Source organism: Mesorhizobium loti, from assembly GCF_003148495.1.
GTDB classification, from domain to species: domain Bacteria; phylum Pseudomonadota; class Alphaproteobacteria; order Rhizobiales; family Rhizobiaceae; genus Mesorhizobium; species Mesorhizobium loti.
Genome location: NZ_QGGH01000006.1, coordinates 177,485 through 200,525, shown reverse-complemented (window position 1 = coordinate 200,525; position 23,041 = coordinate 177,485). Strand labels below are relative to the sequence as shown.

General features: G+C 63.3%; 24 protein-coding genes and 1 other RNA gene. 13 read left to right on the top strand and 12 right to left on the bottom strand.

Annotated elements, in window-relative coordinates:
- The first annotated feature begins 92 nt into the window (after positions 1-92).
- The 3 genes from C8D77_RS22860 to C8D77_RS22850 all read left to right on the top strand — a co-directional run bounded on the left by C8D77_RS22860 (position 93) and on the right by C8D77_RS22850 (position 2,697).
- Positions 93-1,511: an FAD-binding oxidoreductase gene (locus C8D77_RS22860; RefSeq protein ID WP_109668165.1), complete on the top strand. Its 1,419-nt coding sequence runs from the start codon at positions 93-95 to the stop codon at positions 1,509-1,511.
- Positions 1,512-2,069: a hypothetical protein gene (locus tag C8D77_RS22855; RefSeq protein ID WP_109668162.1), complete on the top strand. Its 558-nt coding sequence runs from the start codon at positions 1,512-1,514 to the stop codon at positions 2,067-2,069.
- Between the two features lie 106 nt (positions 2,070-2,175).
- Entirely contained in the window at positions 2,176-2,697 is a 522-nt protein-coding gene (locus C8D77_RS22850; RefSeq protein ID WP_109668160.1) for a hypothetical protein, read from the top strand.
- A 31-nt stretch (positions 2,698-2,728) separates the two neighbouring features.
- Here C8D77_RS22850 and C8D77_RS22845 read toward each other — a convergent pair whose 3' ends face one another.
- Positions 2,729-3,715 carry a Dyp-type peroxidase gene (locus tag C8D77_RS22845; RefSeq protein WP_109668158.1) on the bottom strand — a complete coding sequence of 329 codons (987 nt, stop codon included), beginning with the start codon at positions 3,713-3,715 and terminating at the stop codon, positions 2,729-2,731.
- A gap of 131 nt (positions 3,716-3,846) precedes the next feature.
- On the opposite strand from C8D77_RS22845, the gene C8D77_RS22840 reads away from it, so the two are divergent.
- The gene (locus C8D77_RS22840; RefSeq protein ID WP_109668156.1) at positions 3,847-7,830 is read left to right on the top strand and encodes an AsmA family protein; all 3,984 of its coding nucleotides are present in this window, start codon (positions 3,847-3,849) and stop codon (positions 7,828-7,830) included.
- 62 nt (positions 7,831-7,892) lie between these two features.
- Here C8D77_RS22840 and C8D77_RS22835 read toward each other — a convergent pair whose 3' ends face one another.
- The 3 genes from C8D77_RS22835 to C8D77_RS22825 form a co-directional block, all read right to left on the bottom strand.
- A complete protein-coding gene (locus tag C8D77_RS22835) occupies positions 7,893-8,774 on the bottom strand; it encodes a sigma-70 family RNA polymerase sigma factor (protein ID WP_109668154.1) in 882 nt (293 codons plus the stop codon).
- Between the two features lie 16 nt (positions 8,775-8,790).
- Positions 8,791-9,096, bottom strand: a complete 306-nt coding sequence (locus C8D77_RS22830; protein WP_109668151.1) for a hypothetical protein — start codon at positions 9,094-9,096, stop codon at positions 8,791-8,793.
- 123 nt (positions 9,097-9,219) lie between these two features.
- A complete protein-coding gene (locus tag C8D77_RS22825; protein WP_109668149.1) occupies positions 9,220-9,651 on the bottom strand; it encodes a MarR family winged helix-turn-helix transcriptional regulator in 432 nt (143 codons plus the stop codon).
- Positions 9,652-9,807: 156 nt separating this feature from the next.
- Here C8D77_RS22825 and C8D77_RS22820 point away from each other — a divergent pair, with 156 nt between their 5' ends.
- Together C8D77_RS22820 and C8D77_RS22815 are read left to right on the top strand one after the other, a co-directional pair.
- Positions 9,808-11,610 (top strand): chloride channel protein, encoded by a 1,803-nt coding sequence (locus C8D77_RS22820; RefSeq protein ID WP_109668147.1) that lies wholly within the window; start codon positions 9,808-9,810, stop codon positions 11,608-11,610.
- A 162-nt stretch (positions 11,611-11,772) separates the two neighbouring features.
- A complete protein-coding gene (locus tag C8D77_RS22815; protein ID WP_109668145.1) occupies positions 11,773-12,654 on the top strand; it encodes an AraC family transcriptional regulator in 882 nt (293 codons plus the stop codon).
- A 55-nt stretch (positions 12,655-12,709) separates the two neighbouring features.
- Here C8D77_RS22815 and C8D77_RS22810 read toward each other — a convergent pair whose 3' ends face one another.
- The 4 genes from C8D77_RS22810 to C8D77_RS22795 form a co-directional block, all read right to left on the bottom strand.
- A complete protein-coding gene (locus tag C8D77_RS22810; protein ID WP_109668143.1) occupies positions 12,710-12,934 on the bottom strand; it encodes a ribbon-helix-helix domain-containing protein in 225 nt (74 codons plus the stop codon).
- Positions 12,931-13,128, bottom strand: coding sequence for a DUF4169 family protein (locus C8D77_RS22805; protein WP_109668140.1), 198 nt, complete (start codon positions 13,126-13,128; stop codon positions 12,931-12,933). The genes C8D77_RS22810 and C8D77_RS22805 overlap by 4 nt, the downstream gene beginning before the upstream one ends.
- 16 nt (positions 13,129-13,144) lie before the next feature.
- Complete coding sequence (locus C8D77_RS22800; RefSeq protein WP_109668138.1) at positions 13,145-13,684, bottom strand: SspB family protein; 540 nt, start codon at positions 13,682-13,684, stop codon at positions 13,145-13,147.
- A 118-nt stretch (positions 13,685-13,802) separates the two neighbouring features.
- Positions 13,803-14,492: a TetR/AcrR family transcriptional regulator gene (locus tag C8D77_RS22795; RefSeq protein ID WP_109668135.1), complete on the bottom strand. Its 690-nt coding sequence runs from the start codon at positions 14,490-14,492 to the stop codon at positions 13,803-13,805.
- 186 nt (positions 14,493-14,678) lie between these two features.
- Here C8D77_RS22795 and C8D77_RS22790 point away from each other — a divergent pair, with 186 nt between their 5' ends.
- On the top strand, positions 14,679-15,884 hold the full coding sequence (locus C8D77_RS22790) for a multidrug effflux MFS transporter (protein WP_109668133.1): 1,206 nt from the start codon (positions 14,679-14,681) through the stop codon (positions 15,882-15,884).
- Between the two features lie 44 nt (positions 15,885-15,928).
- Here the strand turns inward: C8D77_RS22790 and C8D77_RS22785 are convergent, their stop codons facing one another.
- Both C8D77_RS22785 and ssrA read right to left on the bottom strand, forming a co-directional pair.
- Entirely contained in the window at positions 15,929-16,483 is a 555-nt protein-coding gene (locus tag C8D77_RS22785; protein ID WP_109668131.1) for an AAA family ATPase, read from the bottom strand.
- 109 nt (positions 16,484-16,592) lie between these two features.
- Positions 16,593-16,952, bottom strand: a transfer-messenger RNA (tmRNA) gene (gene ssrA, locus C8D77_RS22780).
- Positions 16,953-17,122: 170 nt separating this feature from the next.
- Between ssrA and C8D77_RS22775 the strand changes: the two genes are divergently transcribed.
- Both C8D77_RS22775 and C8D77_RS22770 read left to right on the top strand, forming a co-directional pair.
- A complete protein-coding gene (locus C8D77_RS22775; protein ID WP_109668129.1) occupies positions 17,123-17,434 on the top strand; it encodes a DUF2853 family protein in 312 nt (103 codons plus the stop codon).
- Positions 17,435-17,608: 174 nt separating this feature from the next.
- Complete coding sequence (locus tag C8D77_RS22770) at positions 17,609-18,403, top strand: thymidylate synthase (RefSeq protein ID WP_109668127.1); 795 nt, start codon at positions 17,609-17,611, stop codon at positions 18,401-18,403.
- 211 nt (positions 18,404-18,614) lie between these two features.
- Here the strand turns inward: C8D77_RS22770 and C8D77_RS22765 are convergent, their stop codons facing one another.
- On the bottom strand, positions 18,615-18,824 hold the full coding sequence (locus C8D77_RS22765) for a TOBE domain-containing protein (protein ID WP_095202217.1): 210 nt from the start codon (positions 18,822-18,824) through the stop codon (positions 18,615-18,617).
- Between the two features lie 159 nt (positions 18,825-18,983).
- Here C8D77_RS22765 and modA point away from each other — a divergent pair, with 159 nt between their 5' ends.
- The 4 genes from modA to C8D77_RS22745 all read left to right on the top strand — a co-directional run bounded on the left by modA (position 18,984) and on the right by C8D77_RS22745 (position 22,039).
- The gene (gene modA / locus C8D77_RS22760) at positions 18,984-19,778 is read left to right on the top strand and encodes a molybdate ABC transporter substrate-binding protein (RefSeq protein ID WP_109668125.1); all 795 of its coding nucleotides are present in this window, start codon (positions 18,984-18,986) and stop codon (positions 19,776-19,778) included.
- Positions 19,779-19,802: 24 nt separating this feature from the next.
- Positions 19,803-20,507 (top strand): molybdate ABC transporter permease subunit, encoded by a 705-nt coding sequence (gene modB, locus C8D77_RS22755; protein WP_109668123.1) that lies wholly within the window; start codon positions 19,803-19,805, stop codon positions 20,505-20,507.
- A complete protein-coding gene (gene modC, locus C8D77_RS22750; protein ID WP_109668121.1) occupies positions 20,504-21,616 on the top strand; it encodes a molybdenum ABC transporter ATP-binding protein in 1,113 nt (370 codons plus the stop codon). Before modB ends, modC begins: the two co-directional genes overlap by 4 nt.
- Before the next feature lie 81 nt (positions 21,617-21,697).
- The gene (locus C8D77_RS22745; RefSeq protein WP_109668119.1) at positions 21,698-22,039 is read left to right on the top strand and encodes a winged helix-turn-helix domain-containing protein; all 342 of its coding nucleotides are present in this window, start codon (positions 21,698-21,700) and stop codon (positions 22,037-22,039) included.
- 106 nt (positions 22,040-22,145) lie between these two features.
- Here the strand turns inward: C8D77_RS22745 and cobF are convergent, their stop codons facing one another.
- Positions 22,146-22,922 carry a precorrin-6A synthase (deacetylating) gene (cobF, locus tag C8D77_RS22740; protein ID WP_109668117.1) on the bottom strand — a complete coding sequence of 259 codons (777 nt, stop codon included), beginning with the start codon at positions 22,920-22,922 and terminating at the stop codon, positions 22,146-22,148.
- Positions 22,923-23,041: the final 119 nt, after the last annotated feature.

Genomic DNA, 23,041 nt, shown 5'->3' with positions numbered 1-23,041 from the left:
TTGTTCTGGCGCTGGACAGAGCGTGTCTGTGGAGACTACGCATCCATAATCGCATAACAAGCGTGGGCGCTGGTCCATTCGCGGAGGAATTCATGGCTCTGAGCGACCTCAACCCGGTCGAACGTAACGAGGAAGGCATCGCCGCAGTGCTCGGCATCCTCAAGCAGCAGCTTGGCGAGCGCTTCCAGACCGGCCAGGCCATCCGCTCCCAACATGCGCACACCCCCACCTATATTCCGACGCAGGCGCCTGACGGCGTCGCCTTTCCCGAGACGACGGCCGAGGTGCAGGACATCGTGCGGGCCTGTGCCGCGCACCGCGTGCCGGTGATCGCCTTCGGCGTCGGCTCCTCGCTGGAGGGCCACACCAACGCGCCGGGCGGCGGCATATCGGTCGACACATCGCGCATGAACCGTATCCTGGCGGTCAATCCGCAGGATCTCGACTGCACTGTCGAACCCGGCGTCACCCGCGAGGACCTTAATCGGCACCTGCGCGACACCGGATTGTTCTTTCCGATCGACCCCGGCGCCAATGCCTCGCTTGGCGGCATGGCGGCGACGCGGGCGTCCGGCACCAATGCCGTGCGCTATGGCACGATGCGCGAGAATGTGCTGTCGCTGACGGCGGTGATGGCCGACGGCGAGACGGTGACAACCGGCAAGCGCGCGAAAAAGAGCTCGGCCGGTTATGATCTAACGCGGCTGCTGATCGGCTCGGAAGGCACGCTCGGCATCATCACGTCACTGACGCTGAAGCTGCAAGGCATCCCGCAGGCGATCTCCGGCGGCGTCTGCCCGTTTCCGAGCGTCGAGGCCGCCTGCAACGCGGTCATCGCCACGATCCAGATGGGGATTCCGGTGGCGCGCATCGAACTGGTCAACGCTTTGCAGATGCGGGCGATGAAGAATTATTCGAAGCTCGACTATCCCGAGAGCCCGTGCCTGTTCGTCGAATTCCACGGCAGTGATGCCGGCGTTGCCGAGCAGGCCGAGACCTTCGGCATGATCGCCGAGGAAAATGGCGGCGGGCCGTTCCTGTGGACCAGCGTTGCCGAGGAGCGGACGAAGCTGTGGAAGGCCAGGCACGACGCCTACTGGTCGTCGCTGACGCTGCGGCCCGGCGCCAAGGGCCTGTCGACCGATGTCTGCGTGCCGATCTCGCGCTTTGCCGAGTGCGTCCTGGAAACCGAAGCCGATATCGCCGAAATGGGCTTGATCGCGCCGATCGTCGGCCATGCCGGCGATGGCAATTTCCACGTGCTGGTGCTGATGGACGTCGACGATCCCAAGGAGATCGCACTGTCGGAAAAATTCGTCGCGCGGCTCAACATGCGGGCGATCGCCATGGACGGCACCTGCACTGGCGAGCACGGCATAGGGCAAGGCAAGATCGGCTTCCTGCGCCACGAACTCGGCCACGGCGTCGACATCATGCGCACGATCAAGCAGGCGTTGGATCCGCTAGACATCATGAATCCGGGCAAGATTTTGCCGGACGAGGGCCATTAGATGTCGGCTGCCGAAACCCTGCTGCCGATCGAGGTGCCGCCCTCGTCGGCCGGGGCGCCATTACCCCATGTGTTTGCGGATGAAGGCAGACTGGTCGTTGCCTACATCGCCAATGCTCCGGATCCGTCCTTCGATGGCACGAATCCGCGCTCGGTTTCATCGGTAACAGGCAACCAATCCGTCGCCGTCTTGACCGCAGATCCTTATCTGGCCTTTCAGTTCGGCCCGCCGAACGATGAAGCCATCAGCGGCCATCGTCTCTATCCGTTGGGCTTGCGGGCCCACGAGGCATTTGAAGTCCGCAATTCGTCGCGGATCGCTTCCCTGGAAAAGGCCAATCGGGTTCATTCATCCCATACGCCTGAACTGTTTTTAGACTACCGGCATTTCATACTGGCGTTCCACGATTCAACGCTGGAGTTCATTGCCGAGAGTTTCTCGACCAGCCTTCACAACGGAGCGGTTTTGACCGTGCTCATGGAAACTGTTGGACACAGTCGCCCAGCGCAGCACGTTAGACCGGGCCACTTTCTCGACAGGCTTTGGCGACGCAATTGATCCGTCAGGGGATTCCCTGCTTGTCTTGACCGCGCCACCATTAGGGTGGAGGCTCCTCCGACGGCAAGCCTGGAGCCGACAGGCGCGCCAGCTGAGGAGGACCGTCATGGCGATTTCACGCAAGGAAGAGGCGCGTGCGCTGAGCACCGACGAACAGGAACTGGTGGAGAAATCGCACCATCCGGCGGTGCAGGAGCTTTCCGACGCCGATCTTGCCGGTCTGGTCAAGCTGTTACGGGAGCGGCGCGACAAGGCACAGACCGAAGCGCATCGCCGTCGCCGTGAAATACGCGGCAAGGGCGCGCCGAAAGGCGCTGCGCCATCAAAGGCCGATGGCGGGTCGCAGGTCAAGCTCGCGACACTGGCCATGGCGATGCGGCGGCTGAATGGCGAGGCCGAACGGCGGCGCCAATTGGCGGCTCGGGTTTCGCTGGTCGGGAATGCACGCAAGGCGCTGGCCATGAAGCAAAGTGCGCCGGCGGATGGTCCCGCGCACAATTCGCGGACGGCTCACAAGGGCATGCGGGCCGTGGCCAACGAGCGAGCGCCGAAGCTGGTCCGGCCGGCGGAACTCGGTCGGCAGCGCAAGGCGGGCAAGGTGGCGCAAGCAAAGCGTGACGCGCGCTGATCCTCGCGGATAGAGGCCGTCAGCCGTTGCTTTACCGCGCGGCGGGAAGTTGCTTCTGCGCGTCCTCGACAAGGGCCTGCAGCATGGGGCGGGTTGGCGCGAAGAACGTCGTGCCGGTGTGCGGCGTCGAGAAATCGAGCAGCCGGTCGTAGGCGCCCGGCGGGTCGCCGATATACATGCGCTGCAGCATTTTTTCGGTGACCCAAAGATATCTGGAATAGCCGATGAAGTAGGTGCCGAACTCGTTCTGTCCGGGCCTGCCGAACGGCATGTTGTCGCGCAATATGTCGTACTCGTTGCCGTCGGCATCCTCGATGGTGGCCAGCGACTTGTGCGATTTGCGTGGCGCGTCGTCATCGTCGATTTCGATGTTGTCGATCTTGGTGCGGCCGATGATCGCTTCCTGCTCGGGCGTCGGAATGCGCGCCCAGGCCTGCATGTCGTGCAGATATTTCTGGACGACGACATAGCTGCCGCCGGCGAAGTCGGCATCTTCATCGCCGATGAGCGCCGAGGCGGGCAAATCGAGGCCGGTCGGGTTGGCGGTGCCGTCGACAAAACCGAGTAGGTCACGGGCATCGAAATAGCGAAAGCCCGTCACTTCGTCGACAACAGCGACGCCGGAACCGAGCCTGTCGAGCAGGATGCGCTCGAACTCGAAGCACATGTCGGGGCGTTCTGAGCGGATGTGGAAGAGAAGGTCGCCCGGCGTCGACGGCGCCGAATGGACCGCGCCTTTGATCGGCGCAAACGGTTTTAGCTCCAGCGGCCGCCGGCCGGGACTGAGACGGTCCCAGAGATCGTGGCCGATGCTGGCGATGCACGACAGGCGGCCGCCAAGGTCGCGGAACCCGACATTTTTGACCAGGTCGTCGAGTTCGCCGAGCACCGACGCGACCTTTGCGAGCGCACTCTGCTCGCTGGCGACGGTGACGACAAGAAAGACCGCCGAAAGCGACAGCGGCGCGTCGATACTTTGCGCATCGATCGGCACGCGATCCCAGTTCTTCCCAGACATCCGAATTCTCCGCTTTGCGAGGATTTGTTTCAGATCATCAGGGATCGCGCAACACTGGATGAATTGCCTCTTTATCGACACGCGGATGCGGGTAGAGTGCGGCTGAATTTCAATCAACCCGTTCGGAGCTGATGCTCGCACGCCTGTTCGTGATCTTCGGTGGTCTTTTTGTGCTGGTGCTGTGTGCGGCGCTGGTGGTGCCGTATTTTGTCGACTGGACCGGCTACCGCGCCGAATTCGAGCGCGAGGCGAGCGCCATTCTCGGCCGCAAGGTGACCGTGCAGGGTGACGCCACGGCAAGGCTGCTGCCGTTCCCCTCGGTGACCTTCTCGAATGTTGCCGTTGCCGGCGGCCCCAATGGCCAGCCAGCCATGACCGTCGAAACGTTTTCGATGGATGCGGAACTGGCGCCCTTCCTGCGTGGCGAAGTGCTGATCTTCGACATGCGACTGGTGCGGCCGAAAGCGACCATCGATATTGCCAATGACGGCACGGTCGACTGGGCGATGCGGCCGTCCTCGCCCTTCGACCTCAACCAGATCTCGATCGAGAAGCTGACGGTGACGGAAGGGCAGATCGAACTGCGCCATGCCGCCGGCGGCCGCAGCCACCTGTTTTCCGAGATCAATTCGACCATCTCGGCCAAGTCCCTGGCCGGCCCGTGGCGCATGGACGGCACGCTGCGGCTGGACGGGTTGCGCGCCACGATCGCGGCGTCCACGGGCAAGGCCGAAGGCACCGGGCAGATGCGGCTGCGGCTGAAAGCCGATCCGGACGCCTATCCGCTGGTCATCGAGACCGACGGCAATGCGGGCATCGTCAATGGGGCCGCCGTCTACTCCGGCCAGTTCAAGATCTCCGGTGCCGACAAGAACAGCGCCGAGCTGCGCGGCACCGATGGCGAGACGGTGAAGGTCTCGGCCGGCAAGCCCGATCCGGGCTTTCGGCTGAACGGCAAGTTTTCCCTCGACCACCAGAAGTTGGGCGTCGACGAATTCCGCTTCGAGACCGGGCCGCTCGACAACCCCTACACCGCCGACGGCAAGGCCTCGGTCGATCTCGGGCTGAAGCCGAGCTTCGCCATCGAGGCCAATGGCGCGCAGGTGCAGTTCGACGAGGCGGTGGGCGCCGAGGCCGGCGCCGGCCTGACACTGGATCAGCGCATCGCGGCATTTGAGCAGGCGCTTCTCGACCTGCCGAAGCCGACCATCCCCGGCACCGTCGAGGTCAAGCTGCCAGCGGTGGTGGCCGGCGACACCACGGTGCGCGACGTTCATCTTTCCGCCGAGCCGGTCGATGGCGGCTGGTCGGTGAAATCGCTTGCCGCGACCTTGCCCGGCCGCACCACGCTGGAAGCCGATGGCATGCTCCTGCTCAACGTGGAGGGCCATTTCGGCTTCAACGGCTCGTTGCTGCTGGCCGTGGCGCAACCCTCAGGCTTTGCCGCCTGGCTGTCGAAGGATGTCGACGAGGCGATCCGCCGATTGCCCGCCGCCGGCTTCAAGGCCAAGGTCGAGCTCTCGGAGAAGCGTCAGGCCTTCAGCGATCTCGAACTGATCCTGGGCAAGGCGAAGTTTTCCGGCCGCATCGATTCCAGCCAGCCCGACGACGCCAAGCCTTCGGTGCTGATGCGGCTCGAAGGCGGCGAACTCGATGTGGACGGACTGGCGGCCTTTGCCTCGATCTTCGTCAGTGACAAGGGCGCCAACCGCTTTGCCGACCGCGACCTCGATTTCCAGATCAAGGCTGGGCCGGTCAACGCCGGCGGGCTGACCGCCGACACGGTCGATACCGCACTGAGGCTGCGCGACGGACTGCTCGAAATCGACCGGCTGTCAGTGGGCGGGCTGGCCGGTGCCTCGATCAGCGCCACCGGCAGGATCAAGGATTTCCCGGCAAGCCCGACCGGCAAGCTCGATGCATCGGTGGTTGCCGTCGACCTGAAGCCGCTGATCGACGTCGCGGCCCAGCATTATCCCGACAGTGCCGTGCTCAAGGGACTGGCGAGCCGTGCCGCCGCCTATCCCGAGTTGTTCCAGGATGCGCGCGTCGACCTGGTGGCGAGTGCGGCCGACAATGGCGACGGCACCACGGGCCTGGCGGTGAGCGGGCAAGGCAAGGCCGGCGGCTCGGCTTTTTCCGCGTCGCTGTCGGGGAAGGGGGCGGTGGACAAGCTTCTCGAAGCGCCGGTGGCGCTGACCTTCAACGCCAAAAACCCTGATGCCACCGCGCTGCTGGCCCTTTACGGCCTGCCGGCGCTGCCGCTCGGCATGCTGGGCGAGGCAAGCACGGACATTCAGGCCAAGGGCACGCTTGGCGGCGGCCTGGCGACGAGTTTCAGCCTTGCCGGCGACGACTTCAAGGCCGCTTTCGAAGGCACGATCGCCGATACGTCGCAAGGCCTCGCCGCCAAGGGCAAGCTCAGCCTTGACGCCGCCGACATCGAGCCATGGCTGATGACATCAGGCATCGGCCTGCCGGGCATGGGAGCCGGCATGTCGACGTCGCTCGCCGCACAGGGCGACTATGGCAACGGTCTGCTGGTGCTGGACGAACTCAACGGCGCCATCAACGAAGCGGCGGTGTCCGGCGACGTCAATGTCGATGTGAAGGAGGGGGTCGACGGCAAGGCCGGCGTGCCACATCTGGCCGGTGCGCTGGTGCTCGACGAACTCGACCTCGATCCGATGGCAGTGGCACTGTTCGGCGATTCCGCCTTTCTTGTCGACCAGGAGGGGGCCGACAAGCAAGTGGCCGATAAGAGCGGGGTGTGGCCGGCCACACCGTTCAGCCAGAAATCCAGCCTGCCGTTCACCGCCGACCTCGACCTGACGACGGCAGCGCTCGCCGCCGGCCGGTTCGCCACCGCCTATGATGCCGCCTTTTCGCTCAAGCTCGACCAGGAAGGCATCCGCGTTTCGGATCTGAAGGCGAAATTGCTGGGTGGGGCGCTGACAGGCCTGTTCGAGCTGAAGAACAATGACGGCACAGGACTTTTCACCGGCCAGATGAAACTGGCTGGCGCCGATCTGGCGACCGTGCTGCCGGATGCAGGCATCAGCGGCATCGGCGATTTCTCGACCGCGCTGTCAAGCAGCGGCAAATCGGTTGAAGGTATGGTGGCCGCCTTGTCCGGGTCCGGTACGGCGACGCTGAAGAGCTTGCAGGTCGCCGGCGTCAATCCCGATGCGTTCCCCGCGTTCCTTGCCAAGGCGGATGCGATCGGGCGTGACATCGATGCGGCCAAGACCGCCGGCTTCGCGCCTGACATCGCCGCCGATGGCAGTCTCGCCGCCAAGGACACCGACATCGCCTTCACGGTTGCCGGCGGCATGCTGAGGGCGCCGCCCATCAGCCTCGACAATCCGGCTGCGACCTTGTCCGCTGACATCACAGCTGATCTCAACACAGCCATGGTGTCGGCCAAAGGGGCGATCACCTATCGGCCAGGCGACGAGGCCCAGGTCGGCTCCGAACCGGTCGTGAACTTCACCGCCGAGGGGCCGTTCGGCGCCGTGAAGCGGCAGTTCGACAGCGAGCCGCTGGCACAGTTCCTAACCCAGCGCGCGCTGGAGAAGGAGCAGCAGCGCGTCGAGGCGATGCAGGCTGCTCTGCTCGAGAAGCAGCGGCTGCGGCGCGAAGTGCGCTATTACGCGGCGCTGCAGACCGAACGGGACAATGCCGCCGAGGAATTGCGCAAACAGGAGGAAGCAGCCCGGCTGAAAGCCGAGGCTGACGCCAAGGCCAAGGCCGAAGCGGACGCCCAGGCGAAAGCTGAAGCCGACGCCAAAGCTCAGGCCGAAGCGGAGGCGAAAGCCAAGGCTGACTCGGATGCCAAAGCCAAGGCGGATGCGGACGCCAAGGCCGCTGCCGAACAGCAGGCCGCCGACGAAGCGGCCAAGGCACAGGCCGACGAGCAGGAGCGGCAGAAGGCGGAAGAGGCGATGCGCATTGCCTCGCAGGAAAAGGCAAAGCTCGAGGCTGAGCGCAAGGCCGCGCAGCAGGCTCCGAAGATGGAGCGTGCGCCGCTGCCGGAGGCCAACGACAACCCGCCGCCGGCCAAGCCGAAGTCCAATCCGTTCACGCTCGACAATCTGCTGAAGTCGCTGCAGTAGGCAGTAGGCAGTAGGCAGTAGGCAGTAGGCAGCACGAGAGGCCTTTTCGCCCCGAAATCGTTTCAAAGCACGAACAACTCGGCGCCGTCTGCGATGTAGCGGGCGTGGCGGAAATCCCGGATGGTCAAGAGTTTGCCGTCCTTCCAGGCCAGCAGGATGAAATAGGATGGCCGCGCCGCCGGATCATCGCTATCGCGGACGAGGATCGCCGGCCTGTCTTCGACGAAGCCCGGTACGAAACGCCAATCCTGCACTCGGGAATAGTTGCCGAAGTAGGTGCCGACTTCCTTGCGGCCGTTGAGCCGCGTCCTGGCCACCAGCTCCAGCCGGACTTCATCCGCCAGCATGTCGCGCACCGCGTCGAAGTCGCGGGCGTTGAAACGATCGATATAGGCTTCGAGCAACAGACGCTCTGCGTTGCTCAATCTCGGAACAGGGCGGTCGTCCGGTTCGTCCGCAAGATGGCGCAGCCGATGGCGACCACGATGCAGCGCCGCCTTAACCGCGGGAATGCTGGTGTCGAGTGTGGTGCTTATTTCCTGCAGCGAATAGCCCAGAACGTCCATCATGATGACGCTGCTTCGCTGCGCGACGGGAAGGCGCATGAAGGTATGCAGTCCGGCCGCCGCGGCCTGACGGTCGACGGTGGGGTTTGCCGGGTCGACGATCATGTCCGGATCCTCATCGGCAAAGGCCTTTTCACGGGCGCGACGGCGCAGGAAATCGAGTGCAGCATTGTGGGCAATGCGAAACAGCCAGCCTTCCGGGTTGGCGATCGGGCCGGCGTTGGGCAGAGCTTCGAACGCTTTTGTCAGCGCTTCCTGCAGCACGTCCTCACCGTCGATGACCGAGCCCGTCATGCGGGCGCAATAGCGGTGCAGCTTGGGACGCAGTTCGCCGAACAGTCGGGCAAAAGGCTCACGGATCTCGCCAGGAATGTTCATGCGCCTCTGTTCGCCGTTATTGGTCCAGCATCCGGTAATGGCCCACCACGGTCATTTCCTCGCGCTGCGGACGCTCGATCAAGCGATCCCTGATGCCACTCTGAAAGGCCTCGAATGCCGCCAGCCCGGTGATGATGTCGGCATGGGCCTCGGTTTCCGTCTCGACCAGATGGACAAAGGACCCGTCGTTAGATCGCCATGTCATGTAGCGAACGCCTTCCGGCGATTTTTCCCGCAGCTCCAGGAACACGGCCTTGGCCAGCCATTCATTCTCGTCGGTCCGTTCCGGCTTCGTCTTGTAGCGTATCAGGTGGCGTTTCATCGCTGTTGTCCTCCTAGTTGCCCTGCGCCTTTGAGGTCGCTCATCTTCGAGACGCTATTGTGAGGCGAAAGGATTCGGGCACTGGGAAATAATTCGTGTCGCCCCACAAAGACGCCGGAGTGTTCACGTGCGATCGAGCAGCCGCCGCAGCATCGGTTCGATGCGTGACAGTTCGTCGAGATGCGCCGCCGACAGCTCGGCCAGACAATCGTCGGCGCGCTCGGTCAACTGCAGCAGCACGCGGCGATGGTCGTCCTTGTCCTGGTCCCTTGCGACCAGTCCTGCCTCGCTGAGGCGGTTGACCAGTTCGACGGCGCTGTGGTGGCGGATGCGCAGGCGTTCCGCGAGGTCGCCAACCGTCACCGGGCCGCCGCCCGGGAATCCCTTGATTGCCAGCAGCGCCTGATGCTGGCGCGGGGTCAGGCCGGCGTCTTCCGCCTGGACCTGGCTGAATTCTAGGAAGCGGCGGATCAGGTAGCGAAACTCCGACAGCCGTTGGTAGTCAGCCTGGCTGATGGCGGGACGTGGTTTTTGTGGCTGCGACATACCGGACATTTGTTCGTTTTCCGACGAAAGCTCAAACGGATTTCGAGCAAAACCGGCTTGAATATTTATATCGTGTTACGATACATAGCCATCGACAAGCCCGGCTGGCCGCTTCGACCTTGCCGCATATCCGACAGACGGCCCGCCGCCAGGAAGCGAACTGCCATGAAGACCCATCACTCGAACCCGGAGCATCTGCGTGATTTCACCACGGATGCCAGAGTGCTGCTCGTTGCCGCCATTGCGGTGGTGGTGGCGACTGCCGGGCTGTTTGCCGGCATCGCGCTGTTGAAGCTGATCCGGCTTGCCACCAACATCGCCTATTTCGGCCAGTTCTCGCTCGCCGATCTGAAACTCGAGGACACGCCGCTAGGGCTTGCCGCCGTCATCGTGCCGGTGATCGGTGCGCTGATCATCGGCCTGATGGCGCGCTTCGGCAGCGAGAAGATCCGCGGCCACGGCATTCCGGAAGCCATCGAGGCGATCCTGCTGGGGCGCTCAAAACTCGACGCCAAGGTGGCTATCCTGAAGCCGCTGTCGTCGGCGATCTCGATCGGCTCCGGCGGACCCTTCGGCGCGGAAGGCCCGATCATCATGACAGGCGGCGCCATCGGCTCGCTGATCGCGCAGATGCTGCCGGTCAGCGACACCGAACGCAAGACGCTGCTGGTGGCGGGTGCGGCGGCGGGCATGACGACGGTCTTCGGAACACCGATCGCGGCCATCATGCTGGCGGTCGAACTGCTGCTTTTCGAATGGACGCCGCGCTCTTTCATTCCGGTGGCGGTCGCGGCTGTTATCGCCGAGGTCGAGCGCACCATGCTCCATCTGCCCGGACCGATCTTCCCGTTCCAGGGCGGCATGGCGGTTTCGTTCACTGGGCTTGGCGGCTGGGTTCTGGTTGGTATCTGCGCCGGCCTGCTGTCGGGGCTTTTGACGCAAATGGTCTATGCCAGCGAGGACGGCTTTCAGAAGCTGCCCATCCACTGGATGTGGTGGCCGATGCTTGGCGGCCTGGTGGTCGGCATTGGCGGGCTGATCGAACCGCAGGCGCTCGGCGTCGGCTATGACAACATCGCCAACATGCTGGATGGCCGCACGCTTGCCACCGCCGCACTCATCCTGCTTGTGGTCAAGGCCATCACCTGGTCGGTTGCGCTCGGTTCGGGGACATCCGGAGGCGTGCTGGCGCCGCTGTTGATGATGGGCGGGGCGATGGGGGCGGTGCTCGCCGGCGTTCTGCCTGCCGCGGATCCGGGTTTCTGGGCGTTGCTGGCCATGGCCGCCACCATGGGCGGCACGATGCGGGCGCCACTGACGGCCACTTTCTTCGCGGTCGAGTTGACCGGCAACACCCATGTGCTGGTGCCGCTGATCGCGGCCTGCGCGGCGGCGCACGCCGTCACCGTGCTCTTGATGAAGCGGTCGATCCTGACCGAGAAGATCGCCAGGCGAGGGCACCACCTCGTGCGCGAATACCGTGTCGACCCTTTCGCCCTGACCAGGGTGCGCGAGGTGATGACTTCTAAGGTCGAAAGCGTGCCAGCGACGATGACGCTGCATGGCGCAGCAGCCTTCCTGACCGCACCGGAGACACGGCATCCGAGCTTTCCGGTGGTCGATGAAAACAGGCACGTGCTCGGCCTCATCGATCCGCCGGCGATCCTGCGCTGGCGCCGTGCCGGCACCCACCGCACCACGACGCTTGGCGTGTTGCTGGCCGGGAGCAAGGTGACGCTCGCCTATCCGGATGAGTATCTCGAAGGCCTTTCCGACAAACTGCTGCTGGCCAACGTCTCCCATCTGCCCGTCGTCACCCGTGAAGGCTCGCAACTGGTCGGCTATGTCGGCTGGAAGGATCTGATGCGCGTGCGGTCGAGGAAGCAGGCCGAGGAGCGCGAGCGTTCGACCTTGCTTGGCTTTGGCACCAGACGCAGGAAAAAGGCAGAAATGGTCGAGGGCCTTTAGGCTGTAGACTCACCAGCCGCAAACGCTCCCTTTCGCCGCTCGTCCATAAATTGCGCGTGCCCAGTCCTTGGCGATGTTCTGCGACCCGTGACAAAACCGCAAGATCGGTCGAGCACGTTATGGCCATGAGCGACTAGTTGGAGCCGCCACGGAGGAAGGACGATGAAGGCAGTGCTTCAGCACTACCATGTGCGGATGCAGCGAGTGTTGGACTACATCGACCGGCATCTTGGCAGTGATCTGGACCTGGAAACGCTGAGCGGTGTCGCGGCCTTCTCGAAGTTTCATTTCCACCGGCAGTTTAAGGCGACCTTCGGGTTGTCCGTGCATCGCTATGTTCAGCTTGCCCGTATGAAGCGCGCTTCGTACCGGCTGGCCTACAGAGACGCCCAAAGCGTCACGGACATAGCGATGGATGCCGGTTACGATGCACCGGATGCCTTCGCCCGCGCCTTTCGGCAACGGTTCGGACAATCGCCTTCGTCGTTCCGGAAGTCTCCCGACTGGGAGCCGTGGCTTGCGGCCTTCGGGCCTCTCGACAACGCCAGGAGCAAGCTCATGCAGAAGACTTTTGCCACTAACGACGTGACGATTCGCGATGTGGCCCCGACGCCGGTGGCGATCATGGAGCATCGGGGCGACCCGGCGACGCTCGGCGCCACCATCCAGCGGTTCATCGCGTGGCGCAAGGCCGCTGGCCTGTCGCCCAAGACAAATCCGACCTTCAATGTCTGGCGTTCCGAGCGGCGTCCTGCGTCGCCTGCCGATTATAGCGTGGACCTTTGTGTCGGGACCGACCAACCGATCGAGGCGAACGGCGAGCAGATCAAAGCCGGCGAGATCCCTGGCGGACGCTGCGCGGTGCTGCGCGTCGTCGGCAACACCGACAATCTGGAGCCCGCCGCGCTCTACCTTTATCGCGACTGGCTTCCGGCCAGCGGCGAGGAAGCACGCGACTTTCCGATCTATTGCCAGCGGCTGGGCTTCTTCGCGGAAGTGCCGGAGCATGAGGCGGTCGCGGAACTGTATTTGCCGCTGAAATAGCGCCCTCCGACGGCGGCCTGTCCCATCCGATCGCGAGAAACGGACAGGTCGCTATCTAGAGATGCGTTCCGCGCTTCGCCCAATCGAGGACATGGAGCCTCAACGCCGAGGACAGGTTGGTGTCGCGAGGTCGTGTCTCGTCGACTTCGGCGACAAGAGCGGCGAGCGTCAATTGCCGCGCGGCCGCGATCGCGACGAGGTCGTCATAGAAGGGTTTTTCGAGCGAGTAGCTGGTGCGGTGACCGCGAATGGTCACCGAGCGCTTTTCGACCGCGCTCATTGACGGTCAGGGTCGCCGGGCTTTTCACGACGATGCCCGGCAACGAATTTTTCGCTGTTGTCGGCGACCAGGCGGTCGCGTTGCTTCTCTGCCTTGGAGCGGCCGTGCAGCGCGCGATTCTGTTCGGCGTCGCGCACCTTTTCGTCCCGCGCCTTCTGCTTACGGGCCTGGCGGAGGTTGGCGATGTCGGCCATGGTGTGAACCGCAGGCCTATTTCTTGCGGAAGGCGTCGAGCGAGACCACTTCGGCACCCTTGGTGGCGGCGTCCGCCGCTGCAGGCTGCTTCTTCTCCGCCTCGGCGGCGGCCTTCTTCTCGGCCTTCGGCTTTTTCTCGGAGACGATGGTCAACGGCTCGGGCGTAGCTTGAGCGGCTGGTTCCTCGGCTGCTCCGTCCGTCTTGACGTCGAATTCGAGCTCGAAATTGACCGAGGGATCATAGAAGCCGCGTACGGCGGAGAACGGGATTTCGAGTTTCTCCGGTACGTCGGAGAAGGACAGCCCGACCTCGAAGCCGGTGTCGGTCACCTTCAGGTCCCAATACTGGAACTGGATGACGATGGTCATCTGCTCGGGATAGCGCTCGCGCAGCCGCGACGACACGCGCACGCCCGGCGCGCCGGTCAGGAAGGTGATGAAGAAGTGATGATTGCCGGGGAGGCCGGTACGCGCGACCTCGGCCAGGACTTTGCGCATGACGCCGCGCAACGCCTCCTGGGCCAGAATGTCGTAGCGGATGTGGTCGTCGGCCATGTGGCGGTCGGGTTCCGTTGAATCGTCCGCATAGCTGTAATCAAGCTTGAGGGCGGCGTAAACCTGATATAGACCGCCGCCGCACCGAGATGAGGACTATTGCCGACGATTTGATCGCTCAGGCGCTGGCGAGCGCGCTTTGCTTTTCAACCGATGTCGCGGAGCGGCGCTTGCCGAAGGCGCGCAGGAAGGTGCGCACGCCATTGGTCGCTGATTGCAGCACCTCGTCCTCGCGCGGCGAGCCGCCAAGCATGAAGGTCGTCTGCAGTTCGGCATTGACGAGACCAAGGAACTGGCGTGCCGCCACGTCGGGGTCGTCGATCGCGAGGTAACCGCCATAGGCGAGGCGGGCAAAGCGGGCAGCGATTGCCGGCCATGTCCTGCCCGGCCCCTGTTCGCGCCATTCGGCAAACAGTTCGGGATAGCGCTCGCCTTCGGTCTGGATCAGCTTGCGCAGGAATTTTCCATCGCGGTTGCAGATGCAATTCTGGTTCAAGCGCATGGCAAAGCCGATCAGATCGGCTTCGAGATCCCCCGGCAGATCGGGGAAGGTGGCAATGGTGGCGAAGATGCCGGCATTGCAGCGTTCGGTCAGGTCGCGGACCACAGCAACGAACAATTTCTCCTTGTCGCCGTGATGGTTGTAGATGGTCTGGCGCGAGACGCCGGCTTCGGCGGCGATCAGATCGATGTTGGCGCCGGCGAAACCTTCGCGGCAAAACACGGTGGCGGCGGAATCGACGATCGACAGGCGCTTGGCCTCATGGCCGCGTGGCGGGAAGGTGTCAGGAGAAACGTGCAGCTTCATAAAAATCTATATAGAGGTGATTGACGAATTAGACAAGAGTGTCTAAATTTGTGGACAGAAGATAAAGAGATTTCACGACGAGACGAATGGAAATTCGCTTTTGGGGTGTCGGAATCTCATGGGATGGAACGTCCTAGGTTAGACGTCGCCTGGCGGCGGCAACCAGATTTGAAAGAAGCCTTTATCATGAGTCCCAAATTCCTCCGCATTGCGGTCGTGCTCGGCCTGTTGTCCGCCATCGGCCCGTTCGCCATCGACATGTATCTGCCCGCACTGCCGTCGATCGGCGCCGATCTGCACGCCGGCACCGCCGCAGTGCAGATGAGCCTGTTGATCTTCTTCCTGTCGATGGGTTTTGGCCAGATCGTCGTCGGGCCGATCTCCGACATGGTCGGCCGCAAGCTGCCGCTCTATGGCGGCCTTGCGCTGTTCATGGTCGGCGGTATCGGTTCGGCAATGGCGCCGACCATCGAATGGCTGATCGCTTTCCGCTTCCTGCAGGGGCTTGGCGCCAGCGCCGGCATGGCCGTTCCACGCGCCATCGTGCGCGACCTGCACACCGGCAACGAGGCCGCCAAGCTTATGTCCCTTCTGATGCTGGTGTTTTCGGTGTCGCCGATCCTGGCGCCGCTGACCGGCAGCGTGATCATCGAGAATTTCGGCTGGCGCGCCGTGTTCTGGACGGTGACTGGCGCTGCTCTGCTAGCCACCATCCTTCTGGCGACCTCGCTCAAGGAGACGCGGCCGGTGGAAGACCGCGCCGGCTCCTCCTTCGGCACCGCGCTGTCGGCCTACCGCTTCCTGATGGGCGACCGTAACTTCCTCGGCCTGACGGCTATCGCCGGCTTCGGCATTGCGAGCTTCTTCGTCTATCTGTCGAGCTCGTCGTTCATCCTGATCGACCACTACGGCCTGTCGCCTTCGGTCTACAGCGTGTTCTTCTCGATCAATGCGGTCGCCTTCATCGGCATGTCGCAGATGACGGGACTGCTGGCCGAGCGGTTCGGGCTGCGGCGCGTGGTGCGCGTCGCGGTGACCGGCTATGCCACGACGATGGTGGTGCTGTTTGCGGTGATGGCGACCGGCATCGACCGGCTCGACGTGATGGCGGCACTGCTGTTCGTCGGCTACGGCTTCCTCGGCCTAGTCATCCCGACCACCTCGGTGCTGGCCATGGAAGAGCATGGCGAGATCGCCGGTACGGCTTCGGCGCTGATGGGCACGCTGCATTTCGCCATCGGCGCGCTCGCAATGGGTGTCGCCGGCGTGTTCTTCGACGGCACGCCGCTGCCGATGGTGGCCGGCATCACGCTGTGCGCGGTGATTTCCTTCACGCTGGCCAAGGTCACGCTCGGCCGCTCGCGCGAAGCTGCCGAGGCGCCGGCGGAATAAGCAACCACAAACAAATGAAAGAGGCCGGGTTCACCCGGCTTTTTTCATGCCAATCCCGTCTCGGCCAACACGAAGCGCAGCCGCTCCTCGACCGGGGCCAAAGGCAGCGGGATCAGTTCATAGCCCAGTTCCGTGTAGACGCCGACCAGCATATGATAGGTGCGCTCGGCCTCCTCAAGCGTCTGCTTGCGCTCTTCATCCTGCGCGAAGATCTCCGGCCAGGGCGGGGCGACGAAGACGCGCGGATTGTAGCGGAAGCGCTCGGCGGCAGAACTGACATGCTGGGGCACCGGCAGGCCGCTCAGTCTGAGATAGCCAAGCGTGTCCGGCACGCTGCGGTCGAAAAAGACAGGGCGCCCGGTCTGTTCGCGCGCAACCTGATACGAGCGCATCTCCCATGACAGCATCAGTTCGGCGAACAGCGCGCGATCGCGCCAGGGCAAAGCGGGTCCGCCTATGTCGGACTGGTCGCGGATGATGCCGCGGCCGGCTTCGACAGAGGTGGCAAAGCCTGCCCGGCGCAGGGCTTCGATCAGGGTGGTCTTGCCGGAGCCGGGACCGCCGGTCAGCACGAAGAATCGATCGGAATCGTTTTGCATGTTTTGTCCATGAGAGGGGCACGCGGCGGTGCGCCTTCGCGGCCCATAGCCGTTGGAAGGACCGGCCAGCGGGAGCTGCCGTTGTGCGTAGCGCATGTTGCGGGGGAGAAGTGGAGGTTTCTGTTGCCAGGTACCTCCGAACCCCGCCTAGAAGTGCGAACCCCTAGGGCTTGAATTGAAGCTATCGCACCGCTTACGCGGCGAGACGTGCTTCCGCATAGTTGTCATTTGCAACTACAGGTTTAGCCCGATGACGGTGGTACCATGCCGGGCAAAAGTACGATCTTTACACCTTCGTCGATCCTATTTCGCCCCCATCAAAAACCGCTCTGTCGCCGACAGCAGCTTTTGGTGGAGGCGCCGGGTACCGCCCCCGGGTCCGAACGGCTTATTTCATCGCCCATTTATCGCCATAGTCGGTCAAGCCGACAAACCGAATATAGGGGGCCATCGCGAGAAATGAAAGGCCGCATTGGCACTTTGTCCCCGTGTCAAAACCGCATCTCCGAAGGGTTGACTTGGGCGCGGTCTCAACCGAAGCTTTGCCACGGTGAGGAGTTATCGACCTAGCGCACAAGTTGCAGCAGCGCGCCACAGCCCTCATCGATCGGATCCGTGGCGCCGACGAGGGGAATTTTGATGGCCGACTATCTTGCAGACGTGAAGAAATACGACGCTGGCGCCAGTGCGGATGCGGTCGAAAAGATCGTAAAGCACCTGGGCATCGCGCTCAGGAACCGTGATTCCTCACTGGTATCCTGCACCGACCCAAAGGAACTCGGTCGTGTCAGGGACAACTGGGTCGCCAAGAAACTCGGCATCAGCGACGCAGCGAAAGCCGATGCGGTGATCGAAAAGACCTGCAAGGCGATGGCGGCCGATAACACCAAGAGCCGGGTTACCTTCTACTATCTGGTTGCGAAGGACCTGGGCAAGCTCGGCTCCCTCTAACGATCGCGCGCTGACGATCGCGCGTCAATTTGCGGAGGCTGGCGCAGCCAATGCGCCAGCCGGTGACGTTATTGGGGACTGGCTGCCTTCAGGCAGGGCTTGCCGCTGCTTTGTGGTGTTCGATTGCCTGTCCGTCAGTTATGATGGCTGGACAACCGAATCGAGCCGGAACCGATGCGCCAGTATCTCGACCTCCTGCAGCACGTGCTGGATAACGGTGCCGATCGCGGCGACCGCACCGGCACCGGAACGCGCTCCGTCTTCGGCTACCAGATGCGTTTCGACCTGGCGCGCGGCTTTCCAGTCACCACCACCAAGAAATTGCATCTCAAGTCGATCATCCATGAACTTCTGTGGTTCCTGGCCGGCGACACCAACATCAAATATCTCACCGACCATGGCGTTTCGATCTGGGACGAATGGGCCGACGAGAATGGCGATCTCGGCCCGGTCTATGGCAAGCAGTGGCGCTCCTGGCCGGACGGCCATGGCGGGTCGATCGACCAGATCGCGAATCTTCTCAAGGAGATACGCAAAAATCCTCAATCTCGGCGGCTGATCGTTTCGGCGTGGAATCCGGCCGAGGTGGAAGCGATGGCGCTGCCGCCCTGCCACTGCCTGTTCCAGTTCTATGTCTCGGAAGGGCGGCTTTCCTGCCAGCTCTACCAGCGTTCGGCCGATATCTTCCTCGGCGTGCCGTTCAACATCGCTTCCTACGCCTTGCTGACGCTGATGGTGGCGCAGGTGACCGGGCTGAAGCCCGGCGATTTCGTCCACACGCTTGGTGACGCGCATCTCTACTCGAACCATTTCGAGCAGGCGCGCGAACAGCTGCGGCGTACGCCGAGGGCGCTGCCGACGATGTGGATCAATCCGGAGGTGAAGGACCTGTTCGCCTTCCGCTTCGAGGACTTTCGGCTGGAAAACTACGTCGCTGATGCATCGATCAAGGCGCCGATCGCCGTCTAAGGTATGTTGATATTCAGGTGATGCCGGCCTGCAAACGGCAGCTTGCTGCGCTTCCAGTTCTACTGCGTCGCAGTAGAACTGAGCTCACGTACTTAAAGTACGCTCCGCTCCGGTTCTCGGAACCCGCCGTTTTCGACTCGGCCTGACCTGAATCTCAACACACCTTAGGTCCCGATAGCGGGTTTGCACGGCGCCCCTGAGCGCGATCAATTCAGTCTATGCCGACCATCACGTCCGAGGCCTTGACCACGGCATAGGCCTGCTTGCCCTTTTCGAGCTTGAGATCGGCGACGGCCTCGTTGGTGATCGAGGCGGTGACGATGGCGCCGCCACCAATGTCGATCCTGACATGCGAGGTGGTGGCTCCCTTGACGATCTCGGTGATCGTTCCCTTGAGAATGTTGCGGGCGCTGATCTTCATCGGAGTTCCTTTCCAAGGTTTCTTTGCCGGTCTTACCAGAACAATCGGTGTCGTACAGACGCTTTCAGGGCGCGCTGGGCCTTCCCTTGTTATATTCATGCGGATATATCGGTTGGCGGGCTTCGAGCCGATCGGATTTCAAACCAGGGAGAGTTTTCCATGACGCGCAATGGTTTCGGGTTGAGGGCGATCGCCATTGGCGGTTTTGCGGCGACGTTGATGGCGGCAGTGCCGGCAGCGCACGCGGAAGACAAGGTGGTGGTGTTTGCCGCGGCCAGCCTCAAGGACGCGCTGGATGCGGTGAACAAGGCCTGCGAGGCCGATGTCGGCGAAGCCGCGACCGTTTCGTATGCCGCAAGCTCGGCGCTGGCCAAGCAGATCGAGGGTGGGGCACCGGCCGATGTCTTCATCTCGGCCGACCTCGATTGGATGAAATATCTCTCCGACAAGAAGCTGACCAAGCCCGACACCGAAGTGAAGCTGCTCGGCAACGAGATCGTGCTGGTGGCGCCGAAGGACACGGCGGTTGAAACCAAGATCGAGAAGGGCTTCGACCTCGCCAAGCTGATCGGCGACGGCAAGCTCGCCATGGGCGATTTCAAGGCAGTGCCGGCCGGCAAATATGGCAAAGCTGCACTTGAATCGCTCGGCGTCTGGTCCTCGGTCGAGGGCAAGGTGGCGCAGGCCGAGAATGTGCGCGCGGCGCTGAAGCTGGTTTCGACGGGCGAAGCAGCCCTTGGCATCGTCTATGCCACCGACGCGCATGCCGAAAAGGGCGTCAAGGTGGTCGGCACCTTCCCGGAGGATTCGCATCCGCCGATCATCTATCCGGTTGCCCAGACCGCCGATTCGAAGGACAAGGATACGCCGGCTTTCCTGAAGTGCCTGCAGTCGGCCAAGGCAACCGCGCTGTTCAAGGATCAGGGTTTTACCGTGCTCGCGCCGAGCAACTGAGTTCCAAGGAGCTTCATTCGCATTATGAATTGGCTGCTGGACCTCACTCCCGACGAATGGAATGCGGTCCGGCTGTCCATCAAGGTGGCGACGGTGGCGATGCTCGCCAGCCTGCCGCCGGGCATATTGATCGCGCTGTTGCTTGCCCGGGGACAATTCTGGGGCAAGACGCTGCTCAACGGGCTGGTGCATCTGCCGCTGATCCTGCCGCCCGTGGTGACCGGCTATCTGCTGCTGCTCACCTTCGGCCGGCGCGGCCCGGCCGGCGCCTTCCTGGCCGAGCATTTCGGCATTGTTTTCTCCTTCCGCTGGACGGGTGCGGCGCTGGCTTGCGGCGTCATGGGCTTTCCCCTGATGGTGCGGGCGATCCGCCTGTCGATCGAGGCGGTGGACCGCAGGATGGAGGCGGCGGCGGGAACGCTCGGCGCCAATCCGCTCTGGGTGTTCGCCACCATCACGCTGCCGCTGATCCTGCCTGGGCTGATCGCCGGCGCCATCCTGGCCTTCGCCAAGGCGATGGGCGAGTTCGGCGCGACCATCACCTTCGTCTCCAACATACCCAATGAGACGCAGACATTGCCGTCGGCGATCTACACCTTCACACAGGTGCCGGGTGGCGATGAAGGAGCACTCCGTCTGACGCTGATTTCCATCGTCATTTCCATGGCCGCACTGGTGGCTTCGGAAGTGCTGGCGCGGCGGGTCGGCCGGCGGATGGACATCGAATGAGCGTTCTCGTCGACATCAGCCATCGGCTGGGCGGTTTCGCCATCGAAGCCCGGTTCGAAAGCGCCGGGCGGCTGACGGCGCTTTTCGGACCGTCGGGGTCGGGCAAGACGACGCTGATCAACATGATCGCCGGGCTGATCCGGCCCGACAAGGGGCGCATCGAGGTCGACGGCCGGGTGCTGGTCGATACGGCTGCCGGCATTTTCGTGCCGAAGCACAAGCGCCGCATCGGCATGGTGTTCCAGGATGCGCGCCTGTTCCCGCATATGAGCGTGGCCAGCAATCTGCGTTACGGCCGTTGGTTCACGCCACCAGCGGAGCGCTATGCTGACCTGGATGCCGTTGTCGATCTGCTCGGCATCGGCCCGCTGATGAACAGGCGACCGGCAAAGCTCTCGGGCGGCGAGAAGCAGCGCGTGGCGATCGGCCGGGCGCTGCTGGCCAGCCCCAGCCTCCTTCTCATGGACGAACCGCTGGCCTCGCTCGACGAAGCGCGCAAGGCCGAAATCCTGCCCTATATCGAACGGCTTCGCGACGAGACGAAAATCCCGATCGTGTATGTCAGCCATTCCGTCGCCGAGGTGGCGCGGCTGGCCAGCGACGTGGTGATGCTGGCGCAAGGCAATGTCATCGCCGGCGGACCGACCGAGGCGGTGATGCAAAGGCTAGACCTGTTGCCGGCGGAAGAGCGCGGCGAGGGCGGCGCCGTGCTGGACACCAGGGTGCTGCGTCATGACGAGACGTTCGGCATGACCGTGCTCGGCTCGGCCGCAGGCGAGATCCGGGTGCCGCGGCTGGCGATGACGACAGGTGCTAGGGTGCGCATTCGCATCCGTGCCCGCGATGTGATGATCGCCACCGAGAAACCGACAGGCCTCAGCGCACTCAACATCCTGCCGGGAACCATTACCGCGATAAGCCCCGGCGAGGGCCCGGCGGTCGAGGTTGGTATCGACTGCAACGGCGCAACCGTGCTTGCCCGCATCACCGAACAGTCTCGGCATACGCTGAAGCTCCATCTCGGCGGTAAGGTTTTCGCGGTGGTCAAGACGGTGAGCTTCGACCGGGCCAACACCGGCGCCGGACTGCCCGCTGAGGCGGATGGATGAGGGGCGCTATGTTTTTTTGGAATAGCGGTGTCGCCGAGGAGATTCTAGTATGGGATCGGACGTGACCGCGGAGGAGCAAGAATGCCGTCGCTGAGCTTGCGGATAAATCTCGATCCCGACGGGCGAATCGGACCGGGCAAGATCGAGCTTTTGGAACACATAGCTACTTTCGGCTCGATCTCGGCCGCGGCGCGCGGCATGGAGATGTCCTACAAGCATGCCTGGGACCTGGTCGAGGACATGAACCGGGTGTTCGGCAAACCGCTGGTGGCGGCGCAGACCGGCGGCCGCAAGGGCGGCGGCGCGCAACTGACGGCCGTGGGGCTGGCAGTGGTCAGCCGCTTCCGCGCCATCGAGCGTGCGGCCGCCGCCGCGGCAGCGACGCATATGGAGGCGCTGCAGGCGGAGATTGATGCGGGGTGAGGGCAGTAGGGCAGTAGGCAGGGAAGTAAGCAGGCATTCGTGTGCTGTCTTCCAGCACAAACATCCTTCACCTATTGCCCTACTGCCTTGCTCCCCTATTGCCTTCCTATTCAGGTTTGCGAAGCAGATAGGTGTCCATGATCCAGCCCTTCTGCCGGCGGGCTTCTTCACGGGCTTGCTCGATCTCGGCGCCGATATCACCGAGACGACCCGAGATGAGAATCTCGTCCGGGGTGCCGAGATAGGCGCCCCAGTGGATGACGACATCCTTGTCGTCCAGCGTGTTGAAGGCGCATTTGCCGTCGAGCAGGACGACCGCGCTACCGGCATTGTCCGGCATGCCTTCCTCAGTCAGGCGGCGGCCGGTGGTGATGAGGACGGAATCGCCGATGCGGTTCAGCGCCATCTTGTGGCTGGCGGCAAGCGCCTGGACGGCGGTGATGCCGGGTATCACCTCGAGCTCGAACGCGACATTGCCTCGCAGGCGCACGCGCTCGAGGATGCGCAAGGCGCTGTCGTAGAGCGAAGGATCGCCCCAGATCAGGAAGGCGCCGCAGCCATCCCCCGCAATCTCGTCGCGGATCAGACCCTCGTAGATCGCGGCGATGGCTTCATGCCAGTCATCGACGGTCGAGCGATAGGAGGGGGCCGGCCCATCTTCTACTGGCAGGTCGCGCACCGGCACGTCGAATTCGACGCGGCGTGACTTCGGATTGGTGACGAAGCGGTCGCAGATCTGACGGCGCAGCTCGGCAAGGTCGTTCTTTTTCTCCCCCTTGTCGGGGATAAACAGCACATCCGCCTGGTTCAGGCCTGATATGGCCTGAACGGTCATGTGGTCGGGATTGCCGGCGCCGATGCCGATGACGAGAAGCTTGCGCATGGAGCGAACTCCTGCCCGATCGGAACCTGTTAGTCCAGACCGCTGCTGCGTGTCCAGACCGCGTGGTCCAGGTACCCTTTGGTGCGCGCGGATGCGGAAGGGCTTTGAAACGCCACATT